This is a genomic window from Methanobrevibacter sp. (assembly GCF_045646205.1).
Lineage (GTDB): Archaea > Methanobacteriota > Methanobacteria > Methanobacteriales > Methanobacteriaceae > Methanocatella.
Genome location: NZ_JAZRKF010000061.1, coordinates 1 through 15,316 on the forward strand (window position 1 = coordinate 1; position 15,316 = coordinate 15,316).

At 30.0% G+C, this 15,316-nt stretch carries 12 protein-coding genes; 4 read left to right on the forward strand and 8 right to left on the reverse strand.

What is annotated here, in order from left to right:
- The 4 genes from ACKI44_RS10360 to ACKI44_RS10375 form a co-directional block, all read right to left on the reverse strand.
- A partial coding sequence (locus ACKI44_RS10360; RefSeq protein WP_407424093.1) for an RNA-guided endonuclease InsQ/TnpB family protein occupies positions 1-1,023 on the reverse strand: 1,023 nt, incomplete at its 3' end.
- Between the two features lie 480 nt (positions 1,024-1,503).
- Positions 1,504-2,445, reverse strand: coding sequence for a bile acid:sodium symporter family protein (locus tag ACKI44_RS10365; RefSeq protein WP_407424095.1), 942 nt, complete (start codon positions 2,443-2,445; stop codon positions 1,504-1,506).
- A gap of 137 nt (positions 2,446-2,582) precedes the next feature.
- Positions 2,583-3,062, reverse strand: a complete 480-nt coding sequence (locus ACKI44_RS10370) for a hypothetical protein (RefSeq protein WP_407424097.1) — start codon at positions 3,060-3,062, stop codon at positions 2,583-2,585.
- Between the two features lie 128 nt (positions 3,063-3,190).
- Positions 3,191-3,646, reverse strand: a complete 456-nt coding sequence (locus ACKI44_RS10375) for a pyruvoyl-dependent arginine decarboxylase (protein WP_407424099.1) — start codon at positions 3,644-3,646, stop codon at positions 3,191-3,193.
- Positions 3,647-3,922: 276 nt separating this feature from the next.
- Here ACKI44_RS10375 and ACKI44_RS10380 point away from each other — a divergent pair, with 276 nt between their 5' ends.
- Both ACKI44_RS10380 and ACKI44_RS10385 read left to right on the forward strand, forming a co-directional pair.
- Positions 3,923-4,813 carry an MFS transporter gene (locus tag ACKI44_RS10380; RefSeq protein ID WP_407424101.1) on the forward strand — a complete coding sequence of 297 codons (891 nt, stop codon included), beginning with the start codon at positions 3,923-3,925 and terminating at the stop codon, positions 4,811-4,813.
- Positions 4,753-5,448, forward strand: a complete 696-nt coding sequence (locus ACKI44_RS10385) for an MFS transporter (protein WP_407424103.1) — start codon at positions 4,753-4,755, stop codon at positions 5,446-5,448. The genes ACKI44_RS10380 and ACKI44_RS10385 overlap by 61 nt, the downstream gene beginning before the upstream one ends.
- A 76-nt stretch (positions 5,449-5,524) precedes the next feature.
- Here the strand turns inward: ACKI44_RS10385 and ACKI44_RS10390 are convergent, their stop codons facing one another.
- Complete coding sequence (locus ACKI44_RS10390) at positions 5,525-6,724, reverse strand: ATP-binding protein (protein WP_407424105.1); 1,200 nt, start codon at positions 6,722-6,724, stop codon at positions 5,525-5,527.
- Between the two features lie 591 nt (positions 6,725-7,315).
- On the reverse strand, positions 7,316-8,932 hold the full coding sequence (locus tag ACKI44_RS10395; protein WP_407424107.1) for an ABC1 kinase family protein: 1,617 nt from the start codon (positions 8,930-8,932) through the stop codon (positions 7,316-7,318).
- 778 nt (positions 8,933-9,710) lie between these two features.
- On the opposite strand from ACKI44_RS10395, the gene ACKI44_RS10400 reads away from it, so the two are divergent.
- A complete protein-coding gene (locus ACKI44_RS10400) occupies positions 9,711-10,694 on the forward strand; it encodes a homoserine acetyltransferase (protein ID WP_407424109.1) in 984 nt (327 codons plus the stop codon).
- Positions 10,695-10,732: 38 nt separating this feature from the next.
- Here the strand turns inward: ACKI44_RS10400 and ACKI44_RS10405 are convergent, their stop codons facing one another.
- Positions 10,733-12,676 (reverse strand): hypothetical protein, encoded by a 1,944-nt coding sequence (locus tag ACKI44_RS10405; protein ID WP_407424111.1) that lies wholly within the window; start codon positions 12,674-12,676, stop codon positions 10,733-10,735.
- A gap of 556 nt (positions 12,677-13,232) precedes the next feature.
- On the opposite strand from ACKI44_RS10405, the gene ACKI44_RS10410 reads away from it, so the two are divergent.
- On the forward strand, positions 13,233-14,228 hold the full coding sequence (locus tag ACKI44_RS10410) for a homoserine acetyltransferase (RefSeq protein WP_407424113.1): 996 nt from the start codon (positions 13,233-13,235) through the stop codon (positions 14,226-14,228).
- A gap of 122 nt (positions 14,229-14,350) precedes the next feature.
- On the opposite strand, the gene ACKI44_RS10415 is transcribed toward ACKI44_RS10410, so the two are convergent.
- A partial coding sequence (locus tag ACKI44_RS10415; RefSeq protein ID WP_407424115.1) for an RNA-guided endonuclease InsQ/TnpB family protein occupies positions 14,351-15,316 on the reverse strand: 966 nt, incomplete at its 5' end.

Sequence of the window (15,316 nt, forward strand, 5' to 3'; positions counted from 1 at the left end):
TGCCCAGCATTTTTTACTTGATGGGAACCATCTGTCGATTTGTACGAATTGTCTGTTGTACCATTTTGCTTTGTATTTTATCATTTCGACTAGTTTTCCCCATCCGATTTCGTGTATGCTTCTGCTTAGGTTGCTTTTAAGCATTCCTCGAATGTTTAGCTTTTCCATTGCGATGAATCGATGGTGTTTGACTATGTTGTAGGATATTTTGTGGTAGTAGTCGTTTACTACATTATTTTTTTTGTTTATCCATTTGTGGAGTTTTTTGAGAGTTTTTTTCCAGTTGGATCCACCTTGTTTTTGTCGTGCTAATTTTTGGTTGTAGTATTGTATTCTTCCGTTTATTCTTTTTAGGTCGGGTTTGGCTATCACTCGACCGGTGGAGAATGTTAGGAAGTCTGTTATTCCAAGGTCTATTCCTAGGTAGAATCCGTATGGAAATTCTTCTCGGGGATTTATTTTTTCTAGTTGGTATGTTATGCAAACGTACCAACGTCCATTTTCTTTTTTAATAGTTGCTTCTTTGATTTTTCCATCTATGTCTCTTTTATGTTTGACTTCGATTAATCCGAGTTTGTTTAATCGGAATTTATCTTCTTCCCATCTTAAGGAACCTTTGATGCCGTCTTTTGTTTTGTAGTCGTTGTTTCGTAGTGTGATGGATGTTACGGGATTTCTTTTAGAGGATTTGAACTTGGGAAATCCTGTTCTATTGTTGTAATATCCTTCATAGGCTTTTATTAGTCTATCTGTTGATGCTTGAATGCATGTTGAGTCAGCTTTTTTTAAAAAAGGCTTTTGTTTTTTTAGAGTTTTAACTATATCCTGAGTATAACTGCGATTTACTTTAAATTTAGAGCCTATTCCAAATTCATTAACTAAATTGCTGCGATAGATACTGAATTCCAATGTTTTATTATAAACATAAGCACTAGCACGCATGTTAAACTCTAATACTTTCTTTAATTCCTCATCAGGAACGAATTCACATTTATCCGTCAAAATAAAAAATTCTTCACACATAAGCAATAAACCAATCCACAACTAAATTATATTAATATCAAATATTTTCATTCATTTCTTTAGAAAAAAAACATAAAATATTGGATAAATAAGAAAATGACCATTTATTTTAACTCTAAAAGTTATAAAGATAAAATCATTTAACAATTTAAACTTCATTTAAATCAATCAAATACTATGTTTTTCTTCCACAACCATATTTATAATACTCCCATATATAAAGACTTTATCCGAGAGCATTTGACGACAAATCTAACACCCCCATTGAACTAAAAAAAATAAGTAACTCTAATAATAGGAGGATACCTTTAAAGTGCAATTCATCTCCGGCTTGCAGAAGCCGGAGAATTCTTGCACAAAAATGTTAAACATGATAATATCAAAAAAAGTAAAAGTGGATGAAGGGATTCAATTATCCATCCCTATCAATCTTTTTAAATACTAAAGGATAAAGATTACTAAAAAAATAAGAGAATATCATTAGGATTGATATTTTCTGAATGCATATGCAAGAATTGACCCTGCAAAATTCTGCAATACAGAATAAAGCGCTCCGGGAACTGTTGCCTGAGATAAGCTTGGAAAATGAGTTTTTGCAAGGCTGGTTGACAAACCTGAATTTTGAAATGCAAGTTCAATAGCTACCGTAATTATCTGTTTTCTTTCCATTCCTGCAAGGCGACCAATTCCAAATCCAATTAACATTGCAAGAATATATTGTAGGATAATGACAATGAGTATTATAGCAGATGAAGTTAAAATAGCTTGTTTATTGGCTCCAATTACTCCTGCAACAATTAAACATATTACAATAGAGGATACTGTAGGCAAATAACCTTTTAATTTTTCACAAAAACTAGGGAATTTGTAATTCAAGATTAAACCTAAAATAATTGGGACAATCACTATTTCAACAATTGAAAGGAACAATGCGACTGGATTAAAATGAATTTGATTACCTATTAACAATAATGTGATTACCGGAGTTAATATAGGTGAAATCACAGTAGAAACTGCAGTTAAAGAAACAGACAATGCCACATCTCCCCTTGCAAGAAAAGTAATGACATCAGAGGCAGTTCCTCCAGGTACAGTTCCAACAAGAATAAGTCCAACCGTCAAAGCAGTATCAAGAGAAAATGCACTTGCAAGAACAAATGCTATAATGGGCATTATGATATATTGTGCTGAAATTCCAACTGCAATTTCTTTAGGATTTTTAAACACATTAACGAAGTCATCAGCTTTCAATGTAGTTCCCATTGTAAAAAGAACAATACTTAAAAGTAAATTGATGATGTTGATACCGTTATATTCACTTAAAACCCATTTAAATGAATTTGGATAAACTAAAGAAATGGCTACCGCCAACAATATAATTATAAAAAAATATTTTTCGATGAATTCAAAAATCCTTTTCATGATTTAATTTTTGATTTTGAACATTAAAAAGATATTGTTATATTTTAGCGAGGATAGTCTAACTTCTTAAGTCTGGGATGAATTTCAGATTATACTCTTTAAAAAAAAGGAATTAAGTATCGTTTTTGAACTCTTTTTTAATTATATCTTTCAAAAACAATACCTGCTACTACATAGGACAGTTCAAAGAAAATAAAGCAAAAAAATATCCAAATATTAAATACGCCACAAAGAGCCAGGAGCAATACTAAAATCTTCATTACAAACCGGTATTCAAAAAAGAAATTTAAAAACCTGTTTTCAGTCTTATTTGGAATTAATTCATGACCTATTTCATCACCAATAATACCTAAAATACAAATGAGCAAAATAACCAAACTCAAATTAGGAATTCCTACAATGAACAGCACTGCTAAAAAGACAATTAATGCGACTATATGGTGGATTCCATCTACTTTAAGCACTATTAGATTGCCTATTAGAATAGAAATGAAAATATATGCAGCATCGGCATTATAAATTGAAGCTGCAACAGAGACAAAACCGCATATAATACCTAAAAATGTTGAAAGATTCGTTTCATGGTTAACATCATATAACTCATCCGAATATTTCATGAAAAAACCGGATAACATAAAAAGAAACGCAAGAATAATATAATTCACCCAATCACTCCTAATTTAAAGTTTTTATTAATAATACAAATATATAAAGTATTACATATAAAATTTACTTCCCTTCATCGCTATTCAATATCATCATCCAAATAAACAACTGATACAATACAGGAAGCAATGTTTTCAACTTTTGTAGTGGAATATTCAACAATTAAATCCTTAATTTCGACTTTTCTTTTTTCCATCATGTATCTGACCATTTCTTCGCCTTCCTTAATCAGATCATTTGGATTTTTATTTATTCCGGAGGTTTCAACAACACAGCCCAATTCTTCTCCAAGGGCAACAGCTACAACTGCAGTAATTTCATCACCAGGGTTGTCTGAGGTAATACTTGATAATACGCAGTTTACCATCGCTCCGGGTTTAAGTTTCGGCAAGTCGCATATCTCAGCATTTCCTGAAAGCATGCTGGATACTTTAATTAGGTTAACATCCCCTATTCCGGCATTGCTCAAAGCATTATCAAAAGCATTTAATTTTGTTGGACCTTCATCTTTTCCAGATACAATTGCAATTCTCATCTTATCATCTATTCTATCTCTCTTCTTTATTTTTAAATTTAAACTAGTAGAATTAATATGCTAAATTCAAAAAAAGCTTAATTAAATATATGGACTTAAAAGAATATAAACCCTATGTTTTGAGCATTTCCCCATTTAGGTGTGAAAATGTTGAAGAAATTCTATCAGACAATACGAGAAATTTTTTCAAGATAATTATATAAAACAATAATAAGAAAAATTAATATAAGCCTAATTATGATACTATACCAAAAAAATCTGGAGGATAAATAAATTATGAATGAAACAACTAATGAACAATCATGGATTCCACTAATAGTTGTGGCTCTTGCTTCTTTTATTATAGCTTTAGACGCTACATTCATGAATGTGAGTATTTCTCAGCTTGTTGTTGATTTGAATACTGATGTGAATACTATTCAATTGATCATGTCCTTTTATACCCTCATCACTGCGGCATTCATATTGCTCAGTGCCAAGCTTCAGGACATAATCGGCAAAAAGAAACTCTTTTTAATCGGTGCACTACTTTATGGCATCGGTACATTGATTGCAGCAATAAGTTCCAGTACTACAATATTATTTATCGGATGGGCAGTGATAGAAGGTCTTGCCGGAGCATTAATGCTACCTGCCACAGTTTCCATAGTAAGCGGAACATATTCCGGAGAGAAACGTACAATTGGACTAGCTGTCGTTGGTGTTATGGGTGCACTTGCATCAGCTATCGGTCCGCTCTTCGGTGGGATTATGACAACATTTTTCAGCTGGAGATATGGGTTTGCATGTGAATTAATAATCGTTATTATTATTTTAGTCCTGCAAAACAAGATACCTCATTTCGAACCTACCGAATCCAAAAGTGAATTGGACATTACTGGCGCCATAATTTCATTTATTGGTCTTGTTTTGTTAATTCTTGGTATTTTATCCCTATCTAAAGATGATATCAATGTCAGCGTAATTGTAATAATTTTGGGCATTGCTGTCTTAGCAGCCTTTGCATGGTTTGAAATCAGAAGAAAAAGAAACGGCAAAATCCCATTACTTGATATTGAATTATTTAAAGACAGAAACTTGCGTGTGGGCACTACCATAATGATATTATGTTATCTTATAATGGGGGGGGACTGTTTGCAGTTTCCGTCTATCTTCAAAGTGTATTGAATTTAAATGCATTCGATACTGGTTTGACTACTCTTCCGTTGACTATGGGATTGCTTATTTTTTCAATGATAGCACCAGGTTTATCGGAAAAAATGAGTCATAAAAAAATCATGGCAATAGGAAGTATAATGTCAATCATCGGATGTCTGATTTTAAGCTATCATTTTAGACTGGATACAACACCTCTGGAGTTAGTGCCTGGAATGTTTGTATTGGGAGCAGGATTCGGTTTTATAATGGCTTTAAGTGTGGATATTGCATTAACCAATGTTCCTGCGGAGAGTCAAAATAATGCATCAGGCGTTACTTCAACAGGCGAGTCATTAGGTGAATCCTTGGGTACAGCAATTATCGGAATAATATTAATTCTTGGAGTTTTTGGAGGCATTTCTCATGCAGTAGATATCTATGCCCCACAATATTCAGGAAATGAAACATTCGAGCTAGAGGTCTTTGATCACTTTGAAAAAATGGGTAACATTAATGATGTTAAAGCCGACAGTAGTGTTGCAAACATTCTAGACACCATTATTCAGGATGCCATGGCATTCGTAATGATAGTAACGGCCATACTGATGGCTCTTGTTTTTGTTCTGATACTGCGGCTGAAGGATATGAATATAGAAAAACAATGAGAGTTTATCTCTCATTTACTTCTTTTAACAGCTGTTAATAATCAATATCACTCGACCACATATCCAAATATATTTTTTAAATTTCATCATACAATAAGAAATCTAATATGTTCATATGTTTTATTCCATCCTGAGACATGTCAAATTCATCAGTTGATATGACATATTTAGGATAATTATCCTTAACCAAAAGTAATGGTCTGAATTCTCTTTCAATTGTGTCTTCATGAGACAATTCCCGCGTCACCTGAACATAGATTTTTTCACCCATTTTTTTACAGACAAAATCAATTTCATAGTCTTTAATACAGCCGATAGTGATTTCATAACCCCTTCTTAAAAGTTCAAAATAGACTATACTTTCCATTATTCTACTGTTATTAGCTTGATTACGTCCAATACGCACCTGGTTAAATCCCTGATCGACACAATAATATTTTTCATTAATGGATAAGATTTTTTTACCTTCCAAGTCTTCCCTTTGTACTTTATACAGCAGACATGCACTTGTAAGATAATCCAAATAATTATAGATTGTTTTTGGTGAAACTTTGATTTTTTCTTTTGTTTGCAGATAATCGGAAATGCTTTTAGAAGAAACGATTTTACCTGCGTTATCCAGGATGAAATCAACTATTCTTGTAAGCAAACTTGCATCCCTAATGTTATATCTCCCAATTATGTCTTTTAGAAATATTGAGTTGAAAATGTCATTTAAATATTCTATCTTATCAATTTCATTTTCCAGAGAGAGTAAAAATGGAAAACCGCCATATGTTAAATATTCAGTAAATGCCTTTTTATCGGGAGATATCTTTTTATAATCCAAATATTCTTTAAATGAAAATGGATACATTTTGATTTCCATATATCTGCCTGTGAGATGAGTAGCTAATTCCCCTGACAGTAATTTTGAATTGGAGCCGGTTAAGTAAATATCACAATCATAATCTATTCTAAAGCTATTAATTGATTTTTCCCACCCATCAACATTTTGAATTTCATCAAAAAACATGTAAATTTTACCTTCAATGTCTTTTGTTAAATCGCTGACAAGCAAATCCAATTCACGAGGATTTGAAACATTTCTATATTTAGCACTTTCAAAATTAATTAAAAGAATATTTTCTTCATTGATTCCTCTTTTAAGCAATTCATCAATGATTAAATTAAACATATAAGATTTACCACATCGTCTTACACCAATAATGACTTTGATGATATCCTTATCAATTAATGAAGAAATTCTATTTAAATACAAATCTCTCTTAACCATAATTATATTATGAAATTATTAACATATAAGTTTATGTTTTTTAAAAAATAATAATTATAAACTTATAAGAATATTTTTTTAAAAATATGAAAATTAGTGTATTATAAGATTATAAATTATTAAAAATTAAAATTATTATCGTATAAGTTAACTATTTAAATTAATCTTTTTATCACAAATATGCAAGAATATTGCAACTTCTTAAAAGTTGGCGAAAGTTCAAGAATCCAATAGATAAGACCAATAATTGCTTTACAACCCCATTAAAAGAGGAATTTTTAATAGAAAACAAAACTTTATAGACAATTAAAAAGTCGAACATATATTTTTAAAACAAGAATATTTCCATACATTTATCAAATATAAAAAAAATTGGTAGATTGAATTTCTACCAAAAATATGTTAGATTGTCATATATTCCATCCGGCATCGGCAGTGCCTACCTCACTGTTTATAAAAGGGTCTTGTCTGTGCAAGAAAAAATGCAATTTCAGTAGTCTTCTAGTTAGTCATATCCAAACATGTCAATGACTTCCAAAACCCAGTTACGTCCATCGGATGCATTCTGACAATCACCAAATCATATCAAATTCATCTACTATAAAGATAATTCGCAATACCTATAACTCCTAAAATTAATGTTATCAAATATCCTACAACTGCAATTAGAGGCATGTCAAACAACATTGGACCTCTGTTGATTGTCATCACTATTGAGGAACTCATTAAAAGTGCTGCAATTATTACAACTAAGGAAAATTTGCTCACAATACGGTCAATACGATCAATTTCAAATTTAAGCTTCATTTCCCCATTATTTATTTTATGAATAGAATTTGTTAGAATTGGAGGTAATGATTTAAGCATATTCTTATAATAGAGCAGACTACCTTTTTTACTTTCCACATAGTTTTTAACGTTCAATCGATCTCCCATTGCTTGTTTGGCTATCGGTTCAATGGAAGCCATAATGTCAATATCCGGATCAAGTGCAGTGGCATCAGCTTCAATCATTGATACTCCCCTGGCCATTGAAACGAATTCATTTGGAAGAATAACATTATAATCCTGCATAAGGTCCAGTAATTTGCTTAATGTATCATTTAATCCTCCAGAACCCTGTGAGAAGTATCTGAAGAATAAATCACGAAGGTCACGTTTTAGACGGGTGGTATCCATAGTGTATTCTAAAACCCCCATGTAAATGAACTGATTAATCAAGCCGTCAACATCCTGGTCTGCAATCATCAACAATAAATCGCAAAGGTCTTTTCTAAAACCGTCATCAAGAATTCCAATTGACCCCAAATCAATATAACATAAAACATTATCATCCAAAATCATTATGTTGCCCGCATGAGGGTCTGCATGGAAAAATCCATCAATCAGGACCTGTTTCATAAATGATTCAATGAGGCGTTTAGCTATAAGGGGCTTATCAAATTCTTCACTGTCACTTTCAGATACATCACTTAATTTTGTTCCATCAATAAACTCCATTGTAAGAACTTTTGATGTGCTGTAATCTGAATAGGCAATTGGAATATGTATTGCTTCATCTTCAGAAAAATTTGCTGCCAACTGTTTCATGTTGACCAGTTCATTGATGAAGTCAATTTCAATATGTATCGTATAGTCAAATTCATCTATCATTCCGGGCAAATTGTATTTTCTTAATTCATCATTATGTTTATGAATTTGTGATACAAGGTGCTTCATGATAGATATATCATATTCAAGTGTATCGGCAATCCCCTCTTTTTGAACTTTAACTGCTACTCGCTCACCAGATTTTAATTTAGCTTCATGAACTTGACCAATTGATGCTGTAGCAAGACTTTCCTTTGAAAATTCAGCAAACAAATCCTCAATATTTCCATCAAGTTCCCTTTCAACTATTCTTTTTACCTCATCATAGCTGATTGGTGGATTGTCATCCTGCAACTTTTCAAATTCTGTTGCAATACGCTCTCCAACCATGTCCGGTCTTGTGCTTAACAGCTGACCCAATTTAATGAAGCTGGTTCCCAGTTCCTGAAACATCAATCTTAAATTTACGGGAAGATCAGGATCCAAAAGAAGATGATATTCCTCCTCTTTTGAAGGGAGAATTTTCTCTTTAATGGCTTTATTCAATAATTTGCCAAAGCCATATTTTCGCAATGCCTCATTTATTTCACGTATACGAGCTTTCATTTCTTTATCCATTTTTATCACTTGAAAATTTTAATATGCCCCATGTTTTTAAAAAAGATTTTCATTTCTTGAAAAATCAATGAATATTTATCATTCAGTTACCAAATTTTTTTAAATTGACTTATAAAGCACATTATGCAAATTTAGTATTAAAACATTCTCATATTAACTTTTAAAACACATAACATATAAATATGTTGATTAAATCCTGATTTTATTTAATAATTTAGCTAAAAAATAACCAAATAAGTAAAAAAATATATAAAATTTTATCAAAAATCTGAATTAAACAATTTTTATAATAATTATTTTAAATTAAAATTTGTCGATAATTCTTCAAATAAATTCAAAAATTTTCAATTAACAAAACCACATATAGAAAAATATACATAAAAAAATGAATTGATATAAAAAAAACTTTGTAAAATGAAATAATAAAGAATAAACTCAATTAAAAAAATTAAAAATTTAAAAAATTAAAAAATTATTGAACAATTAAATAAAATATCTTCTTTAAATAAAAAATATATAACCTAATTGTTTAAATATCATATTAAATAATACAATTAATAAGGAAATGAAAACGGTTTTGTTGTAGTCCATATATTATCAACCGTTAGAAATACGGATAATATTATCATCCTTGGAAAAGCTAAGTAATTGAGCAGGAAAACCATGAAGAGCTTTTAGCCAAAAAAGGATACTATTACAATACCTTAAAAAAAGCCAAGACCAAAATTAACATTTAAACTGAAGATTATAAGTAAAAAAATATGAACAGGGAATCAAAATGGAAAATTCTAAATTAAATAATGAAAAATACATTATTGAAGAATTTAAATTCGATTATGGTCGTGTCCTTAATAATGTGCAAGTAGAATATACCACTAGAGGAACTCCAAAATATGATGAAGAGGGCAATATCATTAATGCTTTCATATTTTGCCATAGATTTAATGGTGACTGTTCATCATTAGATGATTTAGATCATTTGATTGGTACGGATAGTGTTCTATCTGATTATGACTTTTTTTATATTACAATTACATCTTTAGGATTTCCAGAATCATGTTCTCCATCCACAAGCAATTTAAAATATGATTTTCCCCAATACTCCATTAAAGATTGTGTAAATTTTAAAAGAAAATTTTTATCTGAAAAATTTAATATAACTAAAGTTCTTGGTATTTTGGGCGTGGGATTTGGAGGTTATGAGGCTTATACTTGGGCATGCGAATATCCTAATGAAATGGAGTTTCTGATTGTTGGATATAGCTCATTTAAAACAAACGGTTATCGCTACATAATTTCTAAAGTTATAGATGCTATGATCTTATCCTCTGATGATTATTACAATGATGATGTTTACAGTCAAAATTTATCTGAAATTATGGTTCCAATTAATAGATTAATCTATTCTCAGTTATTTTCTAAAAAAATATTTCAAAATTTAACTTTAAGAGAAATTGATGGATTTATGGATGAATTCGTTGATGAAGCTTTATTTAAGGATGTTTATGATTTGAAATTTAGAAATGATGCTATTTTAAACTACAATGTTGAAGATAAATTAACTAATATTAAAGCAAAAACATTAATTGTAAGCGTATCAGATGATATTTATTATTCCCCTGAATTTGATACTTATCCCCTTAAGGATAAAATTGAAAATATAACTTTTTTTATTTTTGACGGAAAAGATTTTACTTTCAGTGATGACTACTCATTATTTTTTAAAGTGTTTTTAGAGTTTTTAGAAGAATTTAAATTATAATTCGATCCTTTAAAAAAAATAAATAATAATAGTGAAAATTATTCCACTATTATCTTTTCTTTATATGTATTTGATTTTCCTTCACTATCTGTGAATTCTACAGATATTTCATGTTCTCCAAGATATTCATCTATTATTTCAAATATGACTTGTGTTAAATCATCAGTTGTATCGCCTTCGAATACTAACTTGCCATCAATGAATACTTTTATATGTCCATTAATGAAAGTCATGTTAAATAATTTGTTTAAGTATTCAAGAATGAATAAGTTTGATTTACAAATTATCTGATTATCGGAAACACGTGTAACAGTGTATGTTTTTGAAGGTGCATAGTATGTACTTTTGACTGGACTATAACTTGGAACAGCAGGAGTTGTTCCATTTTCTGGAACATTTTTCTTCATGAAAAGGCTTAATAATTTATACAAATCAAATCCGTTCATGAATTCTGTTAAATTAAAGCCAGTTATGTTGAACATAGCTAAAATACTTGATATATCGAAACTAGATAAATTAAAACTAGTTATTAAACCAGATATATCAAGACCGCCTAAGTCAAGATCTGTTAAGTTTAACTTAGAGGTAATTGCACTCATATTAAAATCAGGATTACTTAAAATATCAGTAATGTCTGACATATTAATTGCAGATAAATCATAACCTGACATGTCAATACCAAAATCAGACACATTAATACCAAATGAATCAAATAATCCGGTTAAATTAAATACACTTGAGTCTAAACTTGAATAATCCAAGTTTCCTAACACGCTACCTAAATCAATACCTGAAATATTTAAATCGGATAAACCTGTACTGGAAAGGTCAATAGCATTAAAGTCTAAAGAACTTTGATATTGACCAGGCATACTATCAATGTATGTTTTAATATCAAATCCTGAACTCAAATAGGAGACAATGCTGGATAAATCCATATTAGAAACATCTAAAATAGATATAACACCAGACAAGTCAACACTAGACAAGTCCAAACCAGTAGTAAAGTTTTCAAAGTCCATATTAGAAATATTCAATATTGGGAACAATTCTCCGGTAGAATTTACACCAATAACATCAAAGAATCCCATACGGATAATTGAATTAAAACTAGTTGAATTTAAAGGTTCGAGTGATACATCCACATCAGTCATGTCAATTATTGTGTCATCTTCGCTTGCGAAATGGAAATATGACATGAGTATGGATAAATCAAGATTTGATAATTTTAAATCAGGCAATACGATTTTTAAATCTAAATCATCTAGATTTATTTCATTATTATCGTTTACGAGATTTAATGTAGGTAAAATTACAGATAGAGCTAAAGCCTGTCCATCCAATCCTAATGCCATATCAAAGTTAAGATCTGAAAAGTCAAAACTTGTGTTATTAAAATTAGTATACATAAATTTACCCATATCAATATCTAAAAGTACACCGTTACTTTCAGGGAAAGATTTGAAATATAAATTAAGATTATTTAAGTCAACATAATTCATTCCAGTTATTAATTTTAAACTGTCCATAATTACAGAAAACTCAAGGCTTTGTGGATTTGAACTAGGTAATATTGATAAAGCAAGGTTTTTAAATGTGAAAGCTGTTTTTGTGTCAACATCCAAATAATTAACTTCAGGTATATTCATTTTCAAATCAAGACTTGATGAATCTGAAGCAGGTACAATTGACATGGTAAAATCAGACATATTTAAACCATTTTGACTGAAACCTTGAATATTCAAATTAGTTCTATCGCCTGTAAAGTTTATGTTTTTAATAACTAAATCCTCATAATTTATCCCAGAAGTACTAGGTGCAGAACCTAATAATTCATTATCAACTGAAGAAGATAAATATACATCATCTACAGGACTAGATAATAATGTATTATCCGCTGTTTGATTATCAGTAGCATATGCACAAGATAATGTTAAGAAAAACATTAACAATATTGCTAATACATATGTTTTAGATTTCATTTTTTTATCCCCTAATTTTCTTTCTACAATGATAAATAATCCATAATTCAGTAAATAGAATGAATTATTTACATTTTAGGTTTTATTTTTATTAATATATAAATCTTTATAAAAAAAATTAAAATTTTTATTTTTTTATGTGTTTATGAAGAATATTATTATTAAATATAAACTTAATGTTCAAAAATTAATTCATTATTTTAAACAAAATAAAAAATTCTTATCAATAAACAAAAATATATTACATTTCCAATCATAAAATTAAAAAAAACACTTTATATCTTAATTGATTAATTTAATTAAAAATTTATTAAAATATTTTATTAAAAAATAATATAATTAATTATTTGTTCAATATTTGTTATTGAATTTTGATTACCTATGCTTAAAATTAATTTAAGCATTACTTATTACAAGAAAAAAAAGAAAAAAAGGAAAAAATTATTCTTAACTGATTGCCAGTTCAATTAATTTTAGATTTTTCAAAAGAAAACTAGATACATTTAAAAAAAATATAGAATATAATTGTTTATATAACATACCAGACAATACATTTATGAGGAAAATAATGATTGAAGATTCCAAGTTAGGTTATAGAAAACATGTTTTGGATGAGTTTAAATTTGAAAACGGCCAGACCCTTCGGGATGTTGAAGTGGAATATACAACCCGTGGAACTCCAAAATATGATGAAAAAGACAATATTGTCAATGCAATCATCTATTGCCATAGATTCAATGGAAATTGCTTATCCATTGAAGACTTGTACCAGCTAATGGGCCCAAAAAGCATGCTGGCAGATTTTAACTTTTTTTACATATCAATTACTTCATTGGGTTTTCCACAATCCTGCTCACCATCTACAACCAATTTAAAATATGATTTTCCAGAATACACCATTAAAGATTGTGTGAATTTTAAAAGAAAGTTTTTGGCCGAGGTATTTGATATAAAACATATCCTTGGTATTTTGGGAGTTGGAAGAGGAGGTTATGAAGCCTTTACCTGGGGATGCGAATATCCTGATGAAATGGAATTTTTAATTATAGGCCACAGTTCCTTTAAAACAAACGGTTATCGCTACCTTACTTCCAAAGCCCTATGCAATTTAATTGAGTCCTCTGATGCATATTTGGATACTGTTTATAGTGATAATTTATCTAAAATTATGTTTTCAATTAATACATTAATTTATACCCAATATTTTTCAAAAAGAGCATTTCAAAATTTTTCCCGAGAAGAGCTTGACGTACTTATGGATACTTTTGTTGAGGAAGGATCTGCAGATGACATCTACGATTTCAAATATAGAAATGATGCTGCATTAAATTATGATGTAGAAGATAAATTAACCAATATTAAAGCTAAAACATTGATTGTCACTCCTTCTGAAGATATTTATTATTCCCCAGAATTTGATGCATATCCTCTTAAAGATAAAATAGAAAATTTAGAAATTAATGTTTTTGATACCCAGGAATTTGTTTACAATTATGACTATTCAATGTTTGTAAATCTGCTTAGAGACTTTTTAGAAGAGTTTAAAAAATAAATCAAAATTCCAATCATTCTCAATTTTCGTATCCATCAAAATAACAGATTTTATCCCCATTTTGAACTTCCCCTCCCTTAGAGGACGGGGATTCGCAAACCAAAAAATTATATTTTGGAATTTTACTGCCCCGCCGCCCCGGCGAGTTCTAAACCTCTTCTGAGGATATTAATACCGGCATTGACATCCCTATCATGATGTGTATTGCAATATTGACAGTCCCATTCACGTATTCCTAAATTTTCCTGTCCTCGTAATTTTTCATTCTGTTCCCCACATTTGCTGCAGATTTGTGTGGATGGAAATTTTTTAGGTACTTTGATGAATTCGATGTCGTTCCAGTCACATTTGTATTCTATTTGGTCCATGAAGGTACGTGATGCGTTTAGTTGTATGCCTCGGCTTAAATATTTATTGTGTTTCCATGCAATGATATTTTCATTTTGAACTGCTATAAAACAACTGTTTTTTACAATATCTGCTGTTTGTTTGTTATAATAGTCATTGCGTTTGTTTATTAGTTTTTTATACCATTTGTTGTATTGTTTTTGTGCTTTTTTGTATCTTATGGACTTTGGTTTGTGGTGGCTCATTATTTTTTGATAGTGGATGATTTTTTCTGTTTCCTCGGTTAGATGAAGATTGGGTATCTCTTTTTCGTTGGAGAGAACGGCTAGTTTGCTGCATCCGATGTCGATTCCGATTTGTTGTAGTGGACCGATTATTCTATCTGGTGTGTGTATGCATTCGATGTTGAAAACGGCATAGTATTTGGTATTTTCTTTTTTGATTGTTACATGTTTTATTTTTGCCGTATGGTCACGGGTGTTGCTGGCTTGTCGTAGTAATTCTCGATATTCTTTGCTGGTTTTAAATTTTATTAATCCTAGTTTAGCCAGTTTGATTTGTTCGAATCCATACCTGTTTTTTTGAATTCTTACGTTGTGATTATTGTTTATTATTCTGAAATTATCTTTTGCATTTCTCTTGTGTTTAAATACAGGATAATTGGATTTTAAATTAGGATCATAATATCTTTTGAATGCTTGTATGAGATTTCTTTGTGACTGTTGGCGACTAGTGGACTC

Excerpts from the sequence above, each read along its gene's own strand:
- ACKI44_RS10365 (WP_407424095.1), bottom strand. The coding sequence starts at position 2,445 with ATGAAAAGGATTTTTGAATTCATCGAAAAATATTTTTTTATAATTATA.
- ACKI44_RS10370 (WP_407424097.1), bottom strand. The coding sequence starts at position 3,062 with ATGAAATATTCGGATGAGTTATATGATGTTAACCATGAAACGAATCTT.
- ACKI44_RS10375 (WP_407424099.1), bottom strand. The coding sequence starts at position 3,646 with ATGAGAATTGCAATTGTATCTGGAAAAGATGAAGGTCCAACAAAATTA.
- ACKI44_RS10380 (WP_407424101.1), top strand. The coding sequence starts at position 3,923 with ATGAATGAAACAACTAATGAACAATCATGGATTCCACTAATAGTTGTG.
- ACKI44_RS10385 (WP_407424103.1), top strand. The coding sequence starts at position 4,753 with ATGTTATCTTATAATGGGGGGGGACTGTTTGCAGTTTCCGTCTATCTT.
- ACKI44_RS10390 (WP_407424105.1), bottom strand. The coding sequence starts at position 6,724 with ATGGTTAAGAGAGATTTGTATTTAAATAGAATTTCTTCATTAATTGAT.
- ACKI44_RS10395 (WP_407424107.1), bottom strand. The coding sequence starts at position 8,932 with ATGGATAAAGAAATGAAAGCTCGTATACGTGAAATAAATGAGGCATTG.
- ACKI44_RS10400 (WP_407424109.1), top strand. The coding sequence starts at position 9,711 with ATGGAAAATTCTAAATTAAATAATGAAAAATACATTATTGAAGAATTT.
- ACKI44_RS10405 (WP_407424111.1), bottom strand. The coding sequence starts at position 12,676 with ATGAAATCTAAAACATATGTATTAGCAATATTGTTAATGTTTTTCTTA.
- ACKI44_RS10410 (WP_407424113.1), top strand. The coding sequence starts at position 13,233 with ATGAGGAAAATAATGATTGAAGATTCCAAGTTAGGTTATAGAAAACAT.